This is a genomic window from Desulfoscipio sp. XC116 (assembly GCF_039851975.1).
Lineage (GTDB): Bacteria > Bacillota > Desulfotomaculia > Desulfotomaculales > Desulfallaceae > Sporotomaculum.
The window spans coordinates 2,619,000-2,639,025 of record NZ_CP156660.1 but is presented as its reverse complement, the minus strand read 5'-3'; the positions used below and the strand labels follow the sequence as shown (position 1 = coordinate 2,639,025).

Annotated in this window: 19 protein-coding genes; 17 read left to right on the top strand and 2 right to left on the bottom strand. The window is 49.0% G+C overall.

The genetic code is table 11. The features are described 5' to 3' along the window. Window positions 1-181 precede the first annotated feature (181 nt). From ABDB91_RS12690 to ABDB91_RS12610, 17 genes are all read left to right on the top strand, one after another. The gene (locus ABDB91_RS12690) at window positions 182-1,468 is read left to right on the top strand and encodes a folylpolyglutamate synthase/dihydrofolate synthase family protein (RefSeq protein WP_347488080.1); all 1,287 of its coding nucleotides are present in this window, start codon (window positions 182-184) and stop codon (window positions 1,466-1,468) included. 246 nt (window positions 1,469-1,714) lie between these two features. Further along, a complete protein-coding gene (locus tag ABDB91_RS12685) occupies window positions 1,715-1,972 on the top strand; it encodes a DUF4321 domain-containing protein (RefSeq protein WP_347488079.1) in 258 nt (85 codons plus the stop codon). Between the two features lie 105 nt (window positions 1,973-2,077). Beyond that, window positions 2,078-2,665: a Maf family protein gene (locus tag ABDB91_RS12680; protein ID WP_347488078.1), complete on the top strand. Its 588-nt coding sequence runs from the start codon at window positions 2,078-2,080 to the stop codon at window positions 2,663-2,665. Window positions 2,666-2,671: 6 nt separating this feature from the next. Beyond that, window positions 2,672-3,367 carry a DNA repair protein RadC gene (gene radC / locus ABDB91_RS12675; RefSeq protein ID WP_347488077.1) on the top strand — a complete coding sequence of 232 codons (696 nt, stop codon included), beginning with the start codon at window positions 2,672-2,674 and terminating at the stop codon, window positions 3,365-3,367. A 30-nt stretch (window positions 3,368-3,397) separates the two neighbouring features. Further along, window positions 3,398-4,429: a rod shape-determining protein gene (locus ABDB91_RS12670; protein WP_347488076.1), complete on the top strand. Its 1,032-nt coding sequence runs from the start codon at window positions 3,398-3,400 to the stop codon at window positions 4,427-4,429. 60 nt (window positions 4,430-4,489) lie between these two features. Continuing rightward, window positions 4,490-5,332 carry a rod shape-determining protein MreC gene (gene mreC / locus ABDB91_RS12665; RefSeq protein ID WP_347488075.1) on the top strand — a complete coding sequence of 281 codons (843 nt, stop codon included), beginning with the start codon at window positions 4,490-4,492 and terminating at the stop codon, window positions 5,330-5,332. Window positions 5,333-5,350: 18 nt separating this feature from the next. Further along, entirely contained in the window at window positions 5,351-5,863 is a 513-nt protein-coding gene (gene mreD, locus ABDB91_RS12660) for a rod shape-determining protein MreD (RefSeq protein WP_347488074.1), read from the top strand. A gap of 20 nt (window positions 5,864-5,883) precedes the next feature. Next, window positions 5,884-8,718, top strand: coding sequence for a penicillin-binding transpeptidase domain-containing protein (locus ABDB91_RS12655; RefSeq protein ID WP_347488073.1), 2,835 nt, complete (start codon window positions 5,884-5,886; stop codon window positions 8,716-8,718). 544 nt (window positions 8,719-9,262) lie between these two features. Next, window positions 9,263-9,619 carry a septum site-determining protein MinC gene (gene minC, locus ABDB91_RS12650; protein ID WP_347491602.1) on the top strand — a complete coding sequence of 119 codons (357 nt, stop codon included), beginning with the start codon at window positions 9,263-9,265 and terminating at the stop codon, window positions 9,617-9,619. 44 nt (window positions 9,620-9,663) lie between these two features. Then, the gene (minD, locus tag ABDB91_RS12645) at window positions 9,664-10,458 is read left to right on the top strand and encodes a septum site-determining protein MinD (protein WP_347488072.1); all 795 of its coding nucleotides are present in this window, start codon (window positions 9,664-9,666) and stop codon (window positions 10,456-10,458) included. Window positions 10,459-10,479: 21 nt separating this feature from the next. Then, a complete protein-coding gene (gene minE / locus ABDB91_RS12640) occupies window positions 10,480-10,761 on the top strand; it encodes a cell division topological specificity factor MinE (protein WP_347488071.1) in 282 nt (93 codons plus the stop codon). A gap of 195 nt (window positions 10,762-10,956) precedes the next feature. After that, window positions 10,957-12,150, top strand: coding sequence for a rod shape-determining protein RodA (gene rodA / locus ABDB91_RS12635; RefSeq protein ID WP_347488070.1), 1,194 nt, complete (start codon window positions 10,957-10,959; stop codon window positions 12,148-12,150). A 310-nt stretch (window positions 12,151-12,460) separates the two neighbouring features. After that, window positions 12,461-13,240 (top strand): M23 family metallopeptidase, encoded by a 780-nt coding sequence (locus ABDB91_RS12630; protein WP_347488069.1) that lies wholly within the window; start codon window positions 12,461-12,463, stop codon window positions 13,238-13,240. Window positions 13,241-13,255: 15 nt separating this feature from the next. Continuing rightward, the gene (locus ABDB91_RS12625; RefSeq protein ID WP_347488068.1) at window positions 13,256-14,131 is read left to right on the top strand and encodes a M50 family metallopeptidase; all 876 of its coding nucleotides are present in this window, start codon (window positions 13,256-13,258) and stop codon (window positions 14,129-14,131) included. A gap of 234 nt (window positions 14,132-14,365) precedes the next feature. Further along, on the top strand, window positions 14,366-16,246 hold the full coding sequence (locus ABDB91_RS12620; protein WP_347488067.1) for a TIGR03960 family B12-binding radical SAM protein: 1,881 nt from the start codon (window positions 14,366-14,368) through the stop codon (window positions 16,244-16,246). Continuing rightward, a complete protein-coding gene (locus tag ABDB91_RS12615; protein WP_347488066.1) occupies window positions 16,218-16,874 on the top strand; it encodes a TIGR03936 family radical SAM-associated protein in 657 nt (218 codons plus the stop codon). Before ABDB91_RS12620 ends, ABDB91_RS12615 begins: the two co-directional genes overlap by 29 nt. 88 nt (window positions 16,875-16,962) lie before the next feature. Next, window positions 16,963-18,657 carry an Rne/Rng family ribonuclease gene (locus ABDB91_RS12610; protein ID WP_347488065.1) on the top strand — a complete coding sequence of 565 codons (1,695 nt, stop codon included), beginning with the start codon at window positions 16,963-16,965 and terminating at the stop codon, window positions 18,655-18,657. A 162-nt stretch (window positions 18,658-18,819) separates the two neighbouring features. Here ABDB91_RS12610 and ABDB91_RS12605 read toward each other — a convergent pair whose 3' ends face one another. Together ABDB91_RS12605 and ABDB91_RS12600 are read right to left on the bottom strand one after the other, a co-directional pair. Next, complete coding sequence (locus ABDB91_RS12605) at window positions 18,820-19,230, bottom strand: DUF6144 family protein (protein ID WP_347488064.1); 411 nt, start codon at window positions 19,228-19,230, stop codon at window positions 18,820-18,822. Window positions 19,231-19,799: 569 nt separating this feature from the next. Continuing rightward, window positions 19,800-19,973, bottom strand: a complete 174-nt coding sequence (locus ABDB91_RS12600; protein ID WP_347488063.1) for a hypothetical protein — start codon at window positions 19,971-19,973, stop codon at window positions 19,800-19,802. Between the last annotated feature and the right edge of the window lie 53 nt (window positions 19,974-20,026).

Genomic DNA, 20,026 nt, shown 5'->3' with positions numbered 1-20,026 from the left:
GCCACCTCCCGGTGTTTAATATTTGGTAAAATATTAATATAAATACAACAGAATATTCTAAATTACCTGCCAAGTAGCTTTTTTTTTATTTTGTGTTTTAATAATATAGGAGAAAAGTTTTTGCTGTCGAAGTTTTTTATATTTCATCCGGAGTGTGATGACATTGTTATACGAAGAGGCTATGATATATTTACAAAACCTGACCAAGTTTGGTATGAACTTCGGTCTGGGCCGCATTACCGAATTACTGCGTCGTTTGGGTGATCCTCACCGGTTGATCAAAGTAATTCATGTGGGCGGCACCAACGGCAAGGGCTCCACTGCGGCAATGTTGGCCGGTGTTCTGCAAAGTGCGGGTTACCGGGTAGGTACCTTTACATCACCTCATTTGCATTGCTACACCGAGCGTTACCGGATCAATGGAATGGAAATTGAGCCTAACCGGGTGGCCAATTTAATTACCAGGCTGCGACCGCATTTGGAAGCCATGGTGAGGGAAGGTTTTGAGCACCCTACGGAATTTGAGGTCAGCACAGCTCTGGCTTTTTGTTACTTTTATGAGGAGGCAGTTGATTACCTGGTGCTGGAGGTGGGACTGGGCGGTGCGATAGATTCCACTAATGTAGTACATCCATTGCTATCTATTATTACCAATGTTGCCATGGATCACATGGATTACCTCGGCAATACTGTATCGGATATAGCCCGGGTTAAAGCGGGCATAATTAAAAAGGGTGTACCGGTAATTACCGCTTCGGAAAACTCCGATGTACTGGCTATTATCCGGGAAACCTGCCGCGAAAAAAACTGCCGTTTGGTCCGGGTGGGACAGGATGTTACCTGGACATACGGCGAGCATTCCTTAAAAGGGCAATATTTTAGTTACCGGGGCCTGAAAGTAAGTTATGCAAAACTATGGCTTCCCTTAATCGGCCGGCATCAGGTAGTCAATGCCGCTACCGCTCTTGCGGCGCTGGAGGTGTTGGACGACCTTGGTATATATATTGCGAAAAATGCGCTGCAGGAAGGATTAAGCAAAACGGTTTGGCCGGCACGACTGGAATTGATCGGTGATAAACCGCCGGTGCTTATTGACGGTGCGCATAATTATGACGGCGCCGGCAGCTTGCGCCTGGCACTTGATGAATATTTTCCGGACCGGGAGATAATTATGGTGCTGGGTATGCTGGGCGATAAGGAACGGGCCCGTGTAGTGGCCAAGCTGGCTCCGCGAGCCAGGTATGTAATAATTACTAAGCCCAACAGTCCTCGGGCCGGTGATTGGATGCAGATGGCCGATGAGGCGCGCCGGTATGTATCTGAGGTAGACACGGTGGAGAGCATTGCCGATGCGGTGCTTACCGGTATCAAGCGGGCCCAAAAAAATGATTTGGTGCTGGTAACCGGTTCTTTATACATGGTGGCCGAGGCCAGGGAAATAGCGCTTGGTTTGCTTAAAAATCATTGACGAATTATGTATTTCACGGTAGAATTTTAATGGAAAAAAGCACCATGGACACATGATTTTTAATTGGCATCATCTGGATTGGCGCTGAATAGATCCGGTTATCTTAACTGGTCGAGCGCTGGTAAAAGTTCAAGATAATGGTTGCTAAAAATTTAAATTGATCATTATATATAATTGTTATATGTATGATAGAATGGTATTGAAGAAGTAACATTGTATTTGAGAGTGTGTATTTGAGGTGATATGATGGCGAGAACTTATCGAGGGGGCAATAATTTCTGGATATTATTTTTGTTGTTGCTGGCCGGTGGACTGGTCGGCAGCGCTATTTCCAGCAGCCTTGCCAAGGTATTGCCAATTTTGGCAAATACCAGTAAAGTGGGTTTGCAGCCAACCACGTTGGATTTGCATTTTATGCAAATAACACTGGGATTTACTTTAAATATCGGCCTGGTTACCGTCCTGGGGCTGGTATTGGGATATATTGCCTATCGAAAAATATAGTACTGACGCTGCTTATTCATCTGGCATGGCAGGTGATAAATTGCAGTCAAAATATAGTAGTAGTCCGAATAATTATATTGTATTTGCTTTTCGGGAGGATTTGGATTGCCCACCATTTATCTTGCTTCGTCATCGCCGAGACGGCGGGAATTACTCGAACAAATTGGTTTGTCCCACACCGTAATAAATATGGAAGTTGATGAAAGCCTGCCGCCGGGCCTTACACCTATCGAACAGGTGGTGGCGCTGTCCCGGCGCAAAGCTGACGCTGCGGCCCATAAACTGGCGGAGGGAATAATTATTGCTGCCGACACGGTGGTGGTGCTGGATGGCAAGGTACTGGGAAAACCGGCCGATGAAACGGCGGCGCATGCCGTATTGGAGCGTTTGCAGGGGGTCGTGCACGAGGTGTTCACCGGTATTACGGTGATGGAATTGCCTGGCGGCCGCCTCTTGTCGGACTTCGAGCGCACCGAGGTACAGATGCGTGAAGTATCGCGCGGTGAAATAGCGCGGTACGTTGCTACCAAAGAACCTTTTGATAAAGCGGGAGCATATGGTGTGCAAGGACTGGCTGCGGTTTTTGTTGCCGGCGTCCGGGGCTGTTATTCCAACGTGGTGGGATTACCATTATTTAAGCTGGCTCGGATGTTGAAGGAATTAGGCGTTGATGTATCCGAATACTGGAGGTAGGTTTTATTGGGATCTCCGGTTTACCGTGTTTCAATAAAGGACATGCCCCTGGCCTCACGGCCCAGGGAGAGGTTGTCGCAAGAAGGGCCGGAGGCATTGTCCGACATTGAGTTAATGGCTATCATGCTGCGTACCGGCCATGCCGCCGCCAGCGCGGTGGAACTGGCTGCGGCGCTGCTGGGGCATTTTGGCGGTATTAAACAGCTGTTAGATGCCTCAGCCGAGGAACTAAGCGCTTTTAAAGGTGTGGGTCCGGCCAAAGTGGCTCAGATCAGGGCCGCGCTGGAGCTGGGCCGGCGGGTGGCCATGGCAACCACCTGGGACAGACCTTGTATAAAATCGCCTGAAAACGCTGCCGCACTGGTGATGGAAGAAATGCGCCATTTGGACAGAGAGCACTTTTGTGCATTATTGCTTAACACTAAGAACCAGGTGCTGGCTCGGGAAACGATTTCCGTCGGGACATTGAATTCCTCAGCCATCCACCCGCGTGAGCTTTTTAAAGCGGCTATTCGGCGCAGCGCGGCCGGGGTGATATTGGTGCATAATCATCCCAGCGGTGATCCAACACCCAGCCGGCAGGATATAGAAGTAACCAGGCGTTTAATTGAAGCGGGCAATATTATCGGTATTGAAGTCTTAGATCACCTGGTAATTGGGGATAATAAGTTTACTAGTTTTAAGGCCAAGGGCCTAATATGAAACAATCGCGATAGAGAGGGGCCTGTATAAATGCGGTTAGGCATTTTTTCCAAAGACATGGGTATTGACCTGGGGACAGCAAATTCCCTGGTTTATGTTAAAGGCAAAGGGATTGTTCTTCGTGAACCATCGGTGGTGGCCATACAGCGTGATAATGGTCATGTGCTGGCGGTAGGTGAGGAAGCCAAGCAGATGATCGGTCGCACACCTGGTAATATTATAGCTATTCGTCCTATGAAAGACGGTGTAATTGCCGATTTTGACGTTACCCAGAGTATGATAAAATATTTTATCAATAAATCGTTGCGCGGCCGCACTTTCTTGATCAGACCCCGGGTAGTGGTTTCCGTACCCTCCGGAGTTACCGCAGTGGAAGAGCGGGCGGTGCGGGAGGCCGCATTGCAGGCCGGCGCCCGGGAAGCTTACTTAATTGAAGAACCCATGGCGGCCTCAATTGGGGCGGGACTGCCTGTGCATGAGCCTACGGGCAATATGATAGTGGATATCGGCGGAGGTACCACCGAGGTGGCGGTTATCTCTCTGGGAGGTATTGTTACCAGTCGTTCGGTACGTAAAGCCGGTGATGAAATGGATGAGTCCATCATTCAGCATGTCAAAAAAACCTATAATTTAATGATTGGAGAGCGCACTTCTGAAGAAATTAAAATTGAAATCGGCACCGCTTATCCCATTGACACAGTGGAAACCTATGAGGTGCGAGGGCGGGATTTGGTCAGCGGGTTGCCCAAGACTATTGAAATAACTTCGGAAGAAATTTATAAAGCCCTGTCTGAACCTGTTTCCAGTATTTTAGACGCTATCAAGAGCACTCTGGAGCTGACTCCGCCTGAGCTGGCGGCGGATATCATGGACCGTGGGATAGTAATGGCCGGCGGCGGTTCTCTGTTGCGCGGTCTGGACCGCCTGGTTAGCGAACAGACCGGTATGCCCGTGCATCTGGCGGATGACCCGCTGCTGGCGGTGGCCTACGGTACCGGGCGGGTGTTGGAAAATATTCACATTTTACGCAAAGTAATTATCCAGCCCAAAAAACTGGCTTAATTAATCCTTTTTTGATAAAACATGAAATGGACTATAATATGATTATAAGGTGTGTGTCATGTGTCCCGTCTATCAGCTGGAAAAAGCCTGGTTTTAATGGGTGTATTGATAGTTATAATACTGGTGGGTCTGCATTACTCGGCAGGTAACACGGATGAATTAACCCCCTTTGAGTCCACAATTCGGGATGCCTTGTCACCGGTGCAGCGGGTGGTAATGTTGTCGGGGCATAAAATCAGTGATTTAGTGGCCTTTCCGGCGCGTTTGTACAAAGTCTCTCAACATAACCGGCAGCTTGAACAACAACTTGTTGAGCTGAAGGGAAAGCTGTCCCGGCACAATGAGCTACAGGCGGAGAATACCCGTCTCAAAGAGCAGCTGGAGTTTAAGACTAATTTGGCGAACCAGCTGACCATGGAGTCCGCTGTAATAGTTGGACGTACAGCCGATAATTGGTTTGGCAGTGTAATCATTAATAAGGGTTCTGCCGACGGTATTCGACAGGACATGGCGGTGGTTACCCCGGCCGGGCTGGTCGGCCGGGTAGCAAGTGTTTCCGACAGTACCGCCGAGGTGTTGCTTATTACCGATCCCCGCAGCGGAGTGGGATGTTTGGTACAAGAAAACCGGGCTCCCGGTATTGTCGAGGGAGTGGCCGGAGGACGTGGCGTTATAAATATGATGCATATACCGTCCGATCTGGCGCCTAAAAAGGGAAACCTAATAGTTACATCCGGATTTGGCAGTGTTTTTCCCAAGGGCATTCCGGTGGGTTCCGTGCAGGAAACTCGCAGGGAAGAGTCGGGCTTGTTTAAAATGGCGGTGCTGGAGCCTTTTGTGGATTTTAACAGGCTGGAGGAGGTTCTGGTGATAACTTCGAGCAATCCCGGCCAGGCCCGGTAGTTCCCGGAGGTGAATATATTGCAATCGCTGTATTTTCTGCTGTTGGTAGTAGTGTTATTAATTCTCCAAACCACAGCGCTTAATTATGTTGTTGTTTACGGGATTAAACCCGATCTTGTACTTATACTGGTTATTCTTAACGGCTTCCTCCGGGGTACCCGGGAGGGGGCTTTTTTGGGTTTTTTGGCGGGTATAGTGCAGGATTTGGTTTGCGGGGGATATTTTGGTTTAAATGCTTTAACTAAAATGGCGGCCGGCTATCTGGCCGGATTGGGGGAAGGACGCCTCTACAGGGATAACCGCGTGATTGCCGCCGGATTAACCTGGGTTTGCACACTGGGGTCTCAGCTGGTTTTTTATTCGTTGCTGTTGTTGATTGATGTACCGGTACCCGTATTAACGGCACTGGTGCAAATTATTATGCCTGCGGCTTTTTATAATGCGTTAGTGGTGCTGGTTGTTTATGGTTATTATTATCGTTTTAGTCAAAACGGTTCGCCCGGCAGCGGTGAGTATTTCAATCCTCGATAATTTTCGGAAGGGGCAGCGCTATGCAAAGAAAAAAACTAGTTGAATATAAAATGAAATACTTAATGGGCGCTTCATTTTTGGTCCTGTTGATATTACTGGCCAAGCTGTCTTTTATGCAGTTGGTGCAGACCGAGGAATTTCGCACCCTGGCGCGCAATAACTATATTCGCTTGGTGCCGGTTTTTGCGCCGCGGGGCGAAATTTTCGATCGTAACGGGGAAAAAATTGTTACCAACAAGCCTATTTATACGGTATCGATAAATGATTTGAGTTTGGAGGGAACCACCTACCACTTGTACCTGGACCGTATTGGCCCGGAGACGGTACGCATGGCCGATACCCTTTCTTGGCTACTGGCCGGGGATGAGGAATCAGTGCAGTATTTTCAACAGATTAGCGGTAAGACGCCGGAGCAGTTTAACAAGGAAGTTAGCCGGGGGGATGATAAAGCTACCTATACGGCCAAAAAAAATGCTATTGAGGATATTATAAAAGAACGGGTCGGCAGCGATAAAATAAAGATAGAAGAGGGTACGCCGGTAGAAATTGCCGTGGTTTATAATCCTTCCACTGTAGATGCGCTGCGTCAGCAGAACCTGCAATCCTTTGGGGTCAGGCTGGAAAAGAAAACCGATGTTTTGAGTGAACTGGTATCCATGCTGCATAAAGAAGATATCTTTGAGGGAAAAACCGTCTATGAGGTAGAATCGGGCGTGCGCGCAATCATCAGGGAGAAAAAATGGTACAGGCCATACGAACCTGTATTGGTGGCCGAGGGAATATCCTCTAAAACAGTGGTGACATTGCGGGAAAGGCAAATGGAAATGCCCGGGGTGGTGGTGGATATCCAACCCGTGCGTGCCTATCCACACGAAAATTTATTGGCTCACGCGCTGGGCTATGTGCAAAATATCAAGGAGGATCAGTACGAAGAGAATAAAGACAAGGGTTACTTTATGAACGATCTGTATGGGCAAAACGGGCTGGAATTAGTATATGAGTCGTACCTGCGCGGTGAACACGGCGCCAGGCAGATGGAAGTGGATGCCGGCGGCCGGCCGGTGCGGGATTTGGGCTTAAAACAGCCCGTACCGGGCGACGACCTGGTGCTGACGGTTGACCTTAATTTGCAGACGGCTGCGGAGAAGGCACTGGCGGACGGGGTCGCTCGTGTCCAAAATGCCGGGCATAGCAAGGCCAAAGCCGCCGCGGCGGTGGTTATAGATGTGCGCACCGGGGCTATTCGGGCAATGGCCAGTTATCCCTCATATAATCCGGGTGTATTCACCGGCGGGTTATCCGGTGCTCAGTGGCAGCAATTGCAGGATTCCGGTGCGCTGCTTAATCGTACTATGTCGGCCATTTATCCGCCCGGATCAACTTTTAAGATGGTTACGGCGGCGGCCATACTGGAGAATAAAATCGTGGATCCCACTTATAAAATGCCCGATCCCGGTTATTACCGGCTGGGCCAGGGTATTTTCAAAGACTGGAAGCCGGGCGGTCATGGTACGGTGGACCTGCGCAAAGCGCTGGAGGTGTCCTGTGACACTTATTTTTACACATACGGGCGCATGGCCGGGGTTGACGCCATTGCTAAGATGGCGCGTGAATTCGGGCTGGGTGAAAAAACCGGCATAAAGCTGCCGGGTGAAATAAGCGGCCAGGTACCCACTCCCGAGTGGAAATATGAATTGGTTAAGAGTATGTTGATTGCGGGTAATGATGATTTCGCGCAAGTACGCAAACTGAACGAACAGATTGAAAAAGCCGCAGACGAAACCCGCAAACAGCAATTGCAAAAACAAAGAGATGAGGAACTGGATAAACAACTAGAAAAACACGAATGGGAGCTGAAATGGCAGCAGTATGAAACCGTCAACATGTCCATCGGGCAGGGGGGTAATACCTATACAATACTGCAGCTGGCTAATTACGTGGCGGCTATAGCCAATAACGGCACATTGTACAAGCCTTATTTGGTGGATAAAATTGTCGGACCGGACGGCCAAGTAATTAAGGAATTTAAGCCTGAGGTTAATAGCAAAGTAAACGTTGACCATGACAATTTGCAAATTCTTCGGGAAGGCATGCATATGGTGGCAACGCCACCCAACGGTACCGGATCGGCGGTTTTTGCAGGGTTTAAGCAATCGGTGGCGGCTAAAACCGGTACTGCGGAGGTGACGGATGCAGGTGGCAATAAAGTGGGCAATCATGCTTTGTTCGTGTCTTATGCGCCGTATGAAAAGCCCGAAATAGCCGTGGCTGTGGTGCTGGAGTACGGCGATTCCGGCAGTGGCTATGCCGGGCCCATTGTCCGCCAGATATTGGATGCTTATTTTGCCGATCCCAAGCCGAATGCGTCCCAAGATGAAGAGGGGCAAACAGCAGGCAGTGTTGCGGCGGACACTTATGCTTCCGACCGGGATTTGTCCGGCAGCGGGGATCTGCCGGAAGGTTGGGATGCGCTGCCGTCTTTAAACTGGCCGGGCTGGGAACAGAAGTCCCCCAAGAAGCAAGCGGCAAAAGAGAATGAGCAAACCCGGATTCGGCAGGACAGTGTACAAGATGCTCCGGCGGAAACACCAACTCGACCGGTACACACAACTTCTTCTCAGCCTGCTTCTCAGCCCACTACTCAGGTGCCACCGGTGGTGTCCGCCCCGCCGGCACAGCAGTCGCCGCCGGATGAGACTGAGCAGCGGCCGCCGGCCGGAACAACACCACCTGAGGAAGCATCCGAACCGACACAGTCTCAGACAGCGCCGGACGAGACTGAGCAGCAGCCGTCACCGAACGGGACTGAGCAACAACCGCCGCCGGACGGGACTGAACAGCCGCCGCCGGCTTAAGCGACACTGCCTGCGGGAGCGCCCGAATGACACAGTCCCGGTCCGCGTCGCAGTCATCCCGGACGGCGTCTGGTGTTTTCCGGTCGGCGCCGACATCCGGGGGAGGTTGAAGCAGTTGTGCAAAAGATGGATATAAGGTGTAAAATATACTAAAAGTTATTGCTAAAACACCTGTTCCATCGCGAAATAGATACAAGAGGTGTTTTAGATTAAGCGCGCTCTTTCCACCGCTTATTAATGAAGCGGTGGGGAGCGTTTTTTTACGCTCCGGATGCAGATGTCAGGTGACCTCCTCCGGGACGAGCCCGTGGATTTTCAGAGGCAGGTTTTTATAAAAATAGTTCCAAAATATAAATGGTGTAAAAAATGGTTTTTATTTTTTTAGCAGGATTTGGTTGTGCGGTGTAGAAGTAATAACTGTTATCAATTTCTTTTAATGCCGAAAAAAACTGGTTTTGCGGGGAGGAGTAAAGTCGTGGCTCCGGATTGGACTGGCGGGAATTTGGTGCAATTCCCTGGTAAAGGAGGGGAAAAGCCCGACGAGATGATGGACGACAACACAGTTCTGGTCCAACGCACCCTGCGTTCCGGCCAATCGATATATTATGATGGCAATGTGGTAATTGTTGGTGATATTAATCCCGGCGGGGAAGTGGTGGCTACCGGCAATGTGGTGGTGATGGGATATTTACGCGGAGTGGTGCACGCAGGTGCCGATGGCAATGAGAAGGCCGCTGTTTATGCTTTTCGTATGCGGCCAACTCAGTTACGGATAGCGGGCCATATTACTCGGGCACCGGATGAGGAAGATGCCGGCCCCATTGTACCTGAGATTGCCAGAATTAAAGACGGTACTGTGGTAATTGAGGCTTTCTTAACCACCACGGAACGTCAGGCATGAAGTCAACTTACTGTTAAAAGCACAAAAGGGAGGAAATAACTTTTATGGGAGAAGTAATAGTCATTACTTCAGGCAAGGGAGGGGTAGGTAAAACTACCACCAGTGCTAATTTAGGTGCTGGTTTGGCTTCTTTGGGCAACAAGGTGTGTCTGATTGATGCCGACATTGGACTGCGCAACCTGGATGTGGTTATGGGTCTTGAAAACCGCATTGTTTATGACCTGGTGGATGTTACCGGCGGTAATTGTTCTTTCCGGAAAGCATTAATTAAAGATAAACGTTTTGAAAATCTGTTTTTATTACCCGCCGCGCAAACCAAGGATAAAACAGCGGTTAATCCCGATCAAATGCGAGCTCTTTGTGAAGAAATCAAAGAAGATTTTGAGTATGTTATTGTTGATTGTCCTGCCGGTATTGAACAAGGTTTTCGCAATGCTATAGCCGGCGCCAACCAGGCCATAGTGGTTACCACCCCCGAGGTTTCAGCGGTACGGGATGCCGATCGCATTATTGGTTTGCTGGAAAAGGAGGACCTGCGGGAGCCTAAACTGGTGGTCAACCGGCTGCGCTACCAAATGGTCAAGCACGGAGATATGATGAGTATCGACGATATTATCGAAATACTGGCCGTGGATTTAATTGGAGTGGTGCCGGAGGATGAGTTGGTGGTTGTAAGCACCAATCGTGGTGAAATGGTAGTAATGAATAATTCATCCAAGTCCGGGCAGGCCTATCGCAATATTGTGCGTCGGATTAAGGGCGAAGATGTGCCGATGATGGACCTGGATGAGGGTGGTAGTTTTATGAGTAAGCTAAGGCGGCTAATTGGTCTTAAGTAATAGGAAAGGGGGGGAAGCGCAATGCTGGAGTTTATTAACCGAATTTTCGGCCGTGAGAACCATTCCAGCAGAGCTGTGGCTAAAGAGAGATTGCGTTTGGTACTTGTACACGATCGTGCCGGCGTTTCACCGGAACTATTACAAACATTGAAATCCGAGCTGATTCAAGTAATTTCTAATTATATGGAGATTGATGAGCATGCGCTGGAAGTATCGCTGGACAGCAACGAAAATCAGGTGGCGCTTGTGGCTAATATACCGGTGAAGAAAATGAAGAGAACCGTGCAGACTGAAACCGCTTAAATGTACGGTATGTCCTCTATCGGTTAATTGTTCCGGCGTTTGATGACTGCGAATTATGGAGATGTTTCTTTTTTTAGCTGAGGGATTTTACGATTATACTTTGGTCCGGTAACTTTATATTACCGGCTTTTTTTATGCCATCGCCTGTTATATAATTAAACCCGTAGTGTTTTAAAGCAAGGCGGTGAATATCTGATGGCTAGAAAACGTTTTTATAAAAATCTGGACTATACTCTGGTAGGGGTAACCGGAGCTATATTATTGTTCAGCCTGGTGATGATCGGCAGTGCCAGTACCGATTACGGCTGGTGGATGCGCCTTGGCCTGGATATGGATAAGCTTCAGGAGGCCAATATTCTCCAACGTCTGCTGTGGATGAAAAAGGAGTACGTGATTAAGCAATTTATTTGTATATTGCTTGGTATCGCGGCTGCCGCGGTTGCTATATATATACCTTATGAAGATTGGCGTCGCTATACCAAACACTTTTATATTATAAATTTGCTGCTGCTGGGGTTGGTACTGGCATTGGGACATACCGCCATGGGCGCGCAGCGCTGGATTGATATCGGTCCTTTTGCTTTTCAGCCTTCCGAACCTGCCAAGATTATTATTATTATCACTCTGGCGGATTTTTTGGCTAGAAGGGAGGAGCAGCTGCGCACGATAAAGGAGTTGCTGCCGGGCTTTATTTTTGTGGGAGTACCCTTGCTGCTTATTTTAATGCAGCCCGACCTGGGTACATCACTGGTTTTTATCGCCATATTGTTTGGTATGTTGTTTATAGCCAGCTCGAAACCCCTTATGGTTTCAGGTATATTCGGTGCCGGTTTGGCCGGGGTGGTGGGGCTGGTCTGGTCACATCTCAAGTTTGGCACCTGGATCCCTTTGCATGAATACCAGCTTAAGCGGCTGATTATTTTTCTTGATCCCTGGTCCGATATACAAGGGGCGGGGTATCATGTTATCCAGTCCCAAATTGCTATTGGTTCCAGCGGCTTTTGGGGTAAAGGATTACTGCGGGGGACCCAGAGCTTTCTGGAATTTTTACCCATCAGGCATACTGATTTTATTTTTTCAGTGCTGGCGGAGGAAACCGGTTTTCTGGGTGCTGCACTGCTTTTGGTGCTGTTTGGTGTTTTTTTGTACCGGGGAGTGCGGATTGCCGCTGAAGCCAAGGACATGTTCGGTACGCTGATGGCGGTAGGCATAGTAAGTATGATAACATTTCAAATTTTAGTTAATGTGGGTATGGCTGTTGCCATAATGCCTGTTACCGGTCTGCCGCTGCCATTGTTCAGTTACGGAGGTACCAGTATTGTTACTAATATGATTGCTATCGGAGTGTTATTGAATATCTACATGCGCCGACAAAAAAATATTTTTTAGTAACGTGCGGGTTAATCCGGACAGGCTGCTTTAATTTAGTAGGCAGCCTGTCTTTTTATTGATCAAATTTCAAAAGGGAGTGTCGCGAAACTATTTTCTTAGAGCAGTGAGCGACGCCTCAATCCCCATCCGAAGCTCCGATGTTCAGTTTTAGCCGCACGAGTTCACTCGATATATGTGATGCTGTATGACCGGGTTAATTTTACACTGTACCGGGTATAAGCTTGTCATATTTGTCCCCCCCTGCAAATATACATATGGTAAACTAGCCGGTATTAATCCGGCGGTGGATAGTTAGGGGGGTAAGACTTTGAAGTGGGACGGGTTATCTCGCCTGGGCGGGCGCAAAAAAAGCGGGTTTGATGAATGGACCGATTATTACCAGTCCGTAAAAGGCAGGCGTCCGGCGCTGTCTTCATACAAGCGCCCAAACAGGCGGAGCGGTTCTTTCAGAATAACCGCCGTATTAGTTATCTTAGCTGTGCTTATGATAGTGCGCTACTATCCACATCCCGCGGGTGAGCAAGCGCGGGAGAATTTAAAGCATTTACTGACGGCCCAGTGGGATTACAGGCCGGTGTTGGACAAATCTATCCAACTGGCTGCCCAACTGGTTAACTGGGACAACCCGGTAATTCACGGCCCGGGCACGGGCATAGACACCGAGCCCGTGTTGGGTGAAGGACTTTTGGCTGAAGAGCTTACTTTGCCGGTTTCCGGTAAAGTGGTGGAACAATTTGGGTGGACACAGTCAACGGTGGATAACATGGAAAGATACCACCCCGGTATTGATATAAGCGCGTCACCGGGTACAAGTGTCTTCGCGGTCCTGGCCGGACAGGTGGAAAGGATTGGCGAAGATAAAGAGCTGGGGCAATATATATTAATCAAGCATGGTAAAGGTACGCATACACTGTATGGCTGCGTTGCCGAAGTAATTGTGGCGGAAGGGCAAAAGGTAGAAGCGGGGCAGGAAATTGCCGCAATTGGTGAAAACGGTGACGTACCGGGCGGTGGGCTGCATTTTGAATTGCGTGAAAACGGAAAGCTGGTTGATCCGTTGTCTCGCTTGCTCATAAACGGGGAATAATGGGGGTTGCCTGATATGCGACTGGGACGAATATTGGGGGTGGATATTTATTTAAACCCCTTTTTTTTGGCCCTGCTGATCTTGTTTTTTGTGGCCGGGGTGCTGGGTCGGGGTCTAGTGGCCTTTGGTGTGGTATTGGTACATGAAATGGCACATGCTCTAATGGCCCGTCATCTGGATATACCCGTAAATGAAGTGGAACTGCTGCCCTTTGGCGGGGTGGCCAGGGCGGGCACTGAATTACAGGTGGATCCGATACGGGAAACCTATACCGCTCTGGCCGGTCCCGCAAGTAATCTGGTAATGTTCGCTTTAGGCGTGGCACTGAAAAATTATGGGCTCTGGCATGCTGACCTGGGTCCGTTTTTTTTGCAGTGCAACTTGTTAATGGCTGCCTTTAACCTGCTGCCTGCTTTACCGCTGGATGGCGGTCGGGTATATCGCTCTTATCTGGCCGCACGGATTGGTATTACTCCGGCTACTTACCGGGCCGCTTTGCTGGGGCAAATTCTGGGCGTGTTTATCGCATTTCTAGGTGTGCTGGGAATATGGTGGGGGGCCTGTGGGCTGGATATTCCGATTACGGCGTTTTTCCTTTTTTACGCCGCCACCCGGGAGCGCAGTGCGGCACCTTACCTGTTCATGCAGCTTTTAATGCGTAAACAGCGGGAACTGCTCCGCGAAGGAGTGCTTCCGGTAAAACAACTGGTGGCTGCCGAGAACGTCCCCCTCGGACAATTGATCCAGCCTTTTCTGCCCCGGCGTTATCACCTGGTGACGGTGCTGGACAAGCGTTGGCAGTATATGGGTGTTGTTACTGAGACCAACATTATTGATATACTGCTGCGGCGGGGTGCCGATGTTCCGGTAGGTGAATTGGTCGAAAAGTAAACTCGTTCAGCTAAATAAATTTAATAAAATAATATAGAATTTAGCTTGATATGGGTAAAATAAAAAGTATGCCGCTTCCAACATGTCGAGTGAATGTTCCGCTTGCCGTTAGGTAATCTCAATTGGATGGTATTTGAGATGGTATTTATGATATATTTAATAATAGTATTTGCTGGTATATATTCTCATTGATTTTCGACAGCACGTTAAATTAACCTGGAGGATTGTTATCATATGGAGAAACAGCTGGAAAAGATATTACGACGGGTGCAAAAGCCCGGTCGGTACTCCGGTGGCGAATGGAACATGGTGCGTAAGGATTGGCATAGTATGTGCGTTAAAATGGCGTTTGCCTTTCCTGACGTGTACGAGGTGGGCATGAGCCACCTTGGATTGCAGATTTTATACGGTATGGTCAACGACCGTGAGGATGCTTTACTGGAGAGGGTGTTTGCGCCCTGGCCTGATATGGAGGAACAACTACGCAAAACGGGCCTGCCGCTCACCAGCCTGGAATCCCGCAGACCGTTGCGGGATTTTGATATTATTGGCTTTACTCTGCAGTACGAATTAAGCTTTACGAATATACTTAATATGCTGGATCTGGCCGGCATTCCTTTACGGTCTGCCGATCGCAAGGGGGGGAACTATCCCCTGGTGGTGGCCGGCGGTCCTTGTTCCTTTAATCCCGAGCCTATGGCGGATTTTATTGATGTCTTTGTTATCGGTGAGGGAGAAGATGCGCTAAATGATTTATTGGATGCTTATCTTGCCTCCAGGCGAAGCAGCGAGGGATGGGAAGATTTATTATTGCGGCTGGCCGGATTCGACGGAATTTACGTGCCAGTGCTGTACCGGGTGGAGTATAATGACGATAGGACAATAAAAGCCCTGACTTCCGGTAGCGAGGGGGTGCCCGCTCTGGTGCATAAAAGGGTGGTTACGGATATGGATGCAGCCTTTTTCCCCACCCGCATGGTGGTGCCGGCTATAGAAACGGTGCATGACCGGGCTATGCTGGAGGTACAGCGGGGCTGTACCCGGGGCTGCCGTTTTTGTCAGGCCGGTGTGATATACCGCCCGGTGCGGGAAAAGGAACCGGAAACATTGCTGCGCCATGCCGGTGAGCTGCTCGGCTCCACCGGCTGGGGGGAGATATCGCTGACCTCGCTGAGCACTTCGGATTATTCCCGGGTGTCATCGCTGATCAGTGAGCTTATTAAGAGGCACGGGCCTGCGGGAGTTAATGTATCTTTACCATCATTGCGGGTGGATGCTTTTTCGGTGGACCTGGCCAAGGAAGTGCAAAAAGTACGCCGTTCCAGTCTGACCTTTGCCCCCGAAGCCGGTACCCAGCGCCTGCGGGATGTGATTAATAAAGGGGTAACCGAGGATAATCTGATGGATGCGGTTGGAGCGGCTTTCTCCGCGGGCTGGCAGTCGATAAAACTTTATTTTATGATCGGTCTGCCCACGGAAACCGATGACGATATACGGGGAATTGCCAATTTGGCCCGGCGGGTGCTGGATAAAGGGCGCATGCTGGTTAGAGTTAAAGGGCGTCTTAAAGTAACCGTTAGCGTATCGTCATTTGTGCCCAAGTCGCATACCGCGTTTCAATGGGAACCCCAGAATTCCATGGCTGAGTTAAAACGCAAGCAGTTATTGCTGCGCGATCTTTTACGCAGCCGGGGACTCGTTTTTAAATGGCACGACACCCGGAGTAGTTTTTTGGAGGCTGTGCTGTCCCGCGGCGATCGACGCCTGGCCGGTGCCATTGAGGCGGCCTGGCGTAACGGCGCCCGGTTTGACGGGTGGTCCGAATTTTTTGATTTAGGCAAATGGTTAAAGGCTTTTGAAAGCACGGGAATTGATCCCGAGGGTTATGCTTACCGCCGGTACCAATATGATGACGTGCTGCCCTGGGACCATATTGGCGCCGGAGTGAGCAAAAAATATTTAGTACGTGAACACCGTCGCTCTTTGGAGGGAGCTATTACTCCCGATTGTCGCGGTGGACAATGTCCGGGGTGCGGCCTGTGTGCCACTCTGGAGGTAAAACCGTACCTGGCGGGGGGTGAAACCGTTGTTCCGATACCGGATACAATACAGTAAAAGGGGGTCGGCCTGCTACATTTCGCATTTGGATCTGATACGCGCACTGGAGCGGGCTTTTCGCCGGGCCGGTCTGCCTATAGCGTTTTCCGAGGGATTTAACCCGCATCCCCGATTTAGTTTTGCCGCACCGCTGCCCGTGGGTGTTGAAGGGCTGGCCGAAGTGCTGGAGGTGGAAATGAAGGAACCCGTAGATCATCAAGTGCTGGCCGAACGTTTGAATGGAGCCCTGCCGCCGGGGTTGGTGGTGTTGGAAGTGGCTGATGTTCCCGATAATGCCCCGTCTCCCATGGCTGTCTTAACCGGGGCCGGTTACATAGTGCACCTTGACGAGGACGATCTGCCCGGGCCGCTGCCCGCGGAAGCCGTGCGGCATTTTTTATCTCAAGAGAAGATACAGGTTACCCGCAAAGGTAAGGACGATAAGGAGAAAGTACGCGATATTCGTCCCGGTATATTAAAGCTGAATGTTCTTTCCCAGGTGAACGGTTTAACTATACAGCTGGATTTGAAAACAGGCAGCACAATGAATGTACGTCCTGAAGAAGCGGTAGATGCTTTTTTTCGATACACGGGTATGTCAATAGACAAAGCGGATTTGCAAATAATAAGATCAGGGCTATTCTAATATTTTAAGGGAAAATCTCTCCGCAATTAAAATGCGGTTTATGAGCAGTGTTGCGGCCTTACAGAATGAAAAGTTGGTGGAAAAATAAATGTTTAAAGAAATAATTATTAATGTAGGCGAAGAGGAAACCAGGGTGGCCGTGCTGGAAAACAAGGTGTTGGTGGAAATGTACATTGAGCGTTCCCCCAACCAGCGTTTGGTGGGCAATATATTTAAAGGCCAGGTGGAAAATGTACTGCCGGGCATGCAGGCGTCATTTGTGGATATTGGGTTAGAAAAGAATGCCTTTTTATATGTGGAGGATGCTATTCCGGCTCGCACCCCGGACACCGGGCAGGGCCAGGGCAATTCAGCGTTAGGTACTAATATATGTGATATTTTAAAGCAGGGCCAGGAAGTAATAGTGCAGATTGTCAAGGAACCTATCGGAACCAAAGGGGCCCGGGTAACTACTCATGTAACACTGCCCGGGCGCTACCTGGTACTGATGCCTACCGTTGATTATATCGGTATATCCAGGCGTATTGAGGACGATAAGGAAAGGGATCGCCTGCGGGAAATGGCGGCGCGTATCAAGCCCGATGGTATGGGGGTAATTGTCCGCACTGTGGCCGAAGGGGTTTTAGAGGAAGAGCTGTGCCTGGATGTCAGCATGTTAGCCAGTTTGTGGCGTAAAATCGTTAACCGCTCCAATCATGGGCCGGTACCCAATTTGCTGCACCGGGACCTGGAACTGGTACAGCGTATTTTAAGGGATATTTTTACTGAGGATGTTGATCGGCTGACTATCGACTCGCGTTATGAGTATGAAAAAATATTGGATCTGTTGGATATAGTGGGACCTCGCTTAAAGGTCAAGGTCTTTCTGGATGAAAAAGCCAACATTTTCGAAGAAAATAATTTGGATATAGAAATGGACAAGGCTCTTAAACGTACGGTTTGGCTCAAGTGCGGCGGCTATATTGTGCTTGATCAGGCCGAGGCGCTTACCGCGGTAGATGTAAACACAGGCAAATACGTGGGCAGTACCAACCTGGAGGATACGGTGCTGAAAACCAACCTGGACGCCGCGGTGGAAATAGCTCGCCAGCTCCGTCTGCGCAATATCGGCGGCATTATTATAGTGGATTTCATTGATATGAACCGGGAGGAGCACCGGCGGCAGGTGCTTGATGTGCTTGAGGAAGAAATTCATAAAGATAAAACAAAAACTAATATACTGGGGATCACTCAGCTGGGTTTGGTGGAAATGACCCGGAAAAAGGTGCGACCCAGTTTAGCCGAAGTGCTGCAAAAGTCATGCCCTTATTGCGAGGGGCGGGGCAAAGTGTTATCCGAGGAAACAGTGGGTATCAATATTAAGCAGCAAATCTATCAAATGGCCAGGCAAACCGGAGCGGATACTATTTTGGTGGAAGCCAATCCGCTGGTAGCGGCCCGGCTTATCGGCAGCGGGGGTGCCAACTTGCGGGACCTGGAGTCTCGCACAGGTAAAAACCTTTACATCAGGGGCTCTGCCGAGCAGCATATTGAATCGGTTACTGTGCGTCCCATATATGACCAGGCCGACATTCAGGCTAACAATCTGCCTGTTAAGTCGGGGCAGGTGCTGGAGGTACGGGTGGAAGAACCCCACGTGAGCAACATTAACGACGGTATTGCCCGGATTAACGGGTTTGTACTGGACATTGAGGGGGGCGGGGCGATGGTGGGCGAGACGGTGGCTGTGGAGATAAACAAAGTATTTCGTACTTACGCCCGGGCTAAATTAATCAAAGGGTGAGACCCGCCTTGACCTTGCATGGCAAATGATTATCTGCCGGCCGCTTCCGTAGAAGCAGCCGGCAAATGGACCATGCCTGTACGGAAAAGGAAACAGGGGCGGCTGCACAACCGCCCCTGTTATCCCTATATTCTCTTGGCAGGTTTTAAATTATATCATTGATTATATTTTTAATTGAATATGAAAACGACACTCATTGTCTCCGGTTAAAATGGATTTTATCATGCGCACTTCAACCTGGCGGTCCAGTCCAATGGCAAATTTTCGTTTAAGGTTGCCGAGTGTGCAATAGCATAATGTTTGAGAAACATTCTGCATATCCTTATTGACCAGCGGGCAATAACATTGATCAAAAACGACGAAATACTCTCCGTTTTCTTTTTGGAGCCGCCATTGTATGCAAAGGCTTTCAAGAAATGCCTCTTCACTCGGTGAGTTTCTTTTTATTTCTTTGAGTTTGTCGTCCGGGAGGTGGGTAAATGGGCACGTTTCACCGCAACAGGCCATAATTTTTTGGCGGGTGGATTCGTCGACATGCTCATCCAGGCTTTTCAACAGTTGTTTAATCCACATATTTGTGGACTTCTCAAAGTGCATTTAAATTTATCCTTTCCGGGTGTGATTTCCTGGCGTTACCATACTTCACGGCCGGCAGGTCTTCCGGTTTCTATCTCCCGGTGCAGGTTTTCGGGAGTGATGCCGGACAGTAGTGTTTCCAGACTATAGCTCCTGGGCCGGGTAATAATAGCGTCGTCCCCAATATAATCTCAGCAGGTGTGCCGTCGGCCAGTCCCGCTTTCTGAGCCAGGCTTTTGGGAATTCGTATTCCCAAGCTATTGCCCCACTTCTGAATATGATATTGCATGACCAATCCCTGCCTTTAGTTTGATACGTTTATACATAGCATATACAGAATGTAAGCTCCGGTCAAATATGGAGACAAGGGAGACAAGGAGTATTAATACACTTTTTGCAACCTGTATACAAAAAAACCACCGCATAGAGTGGTTAAAATAACAAAAGCCGTTGAAGTGATGACTGTCCTTTAGATATTATATTCTTTTAATCAATTCATCTTTCCGAAGAATTTTAATAAGTGAGTCCCAGAGCTTTCTGCTCATCACTCATTTCTATTAGTTTCTTTAGCGAGATAACATTTGTTTTAATTTTTTCTCACCTCGAACAGCTCTAGCAGGTGAAGTCAAGCTTCTATCTATTTTCACACTTCCGGCGGGAGTAGAAACAATTCTTTCAAATGACTGCACAGCTTTTTTGCTATCTAAGGTAAAATCTTTATTAAATGATGAAGTCGCCATTCTACACCCCTCCTTGATCTAAATTTTTACAGGCTTTCAATGTTATTCTACAC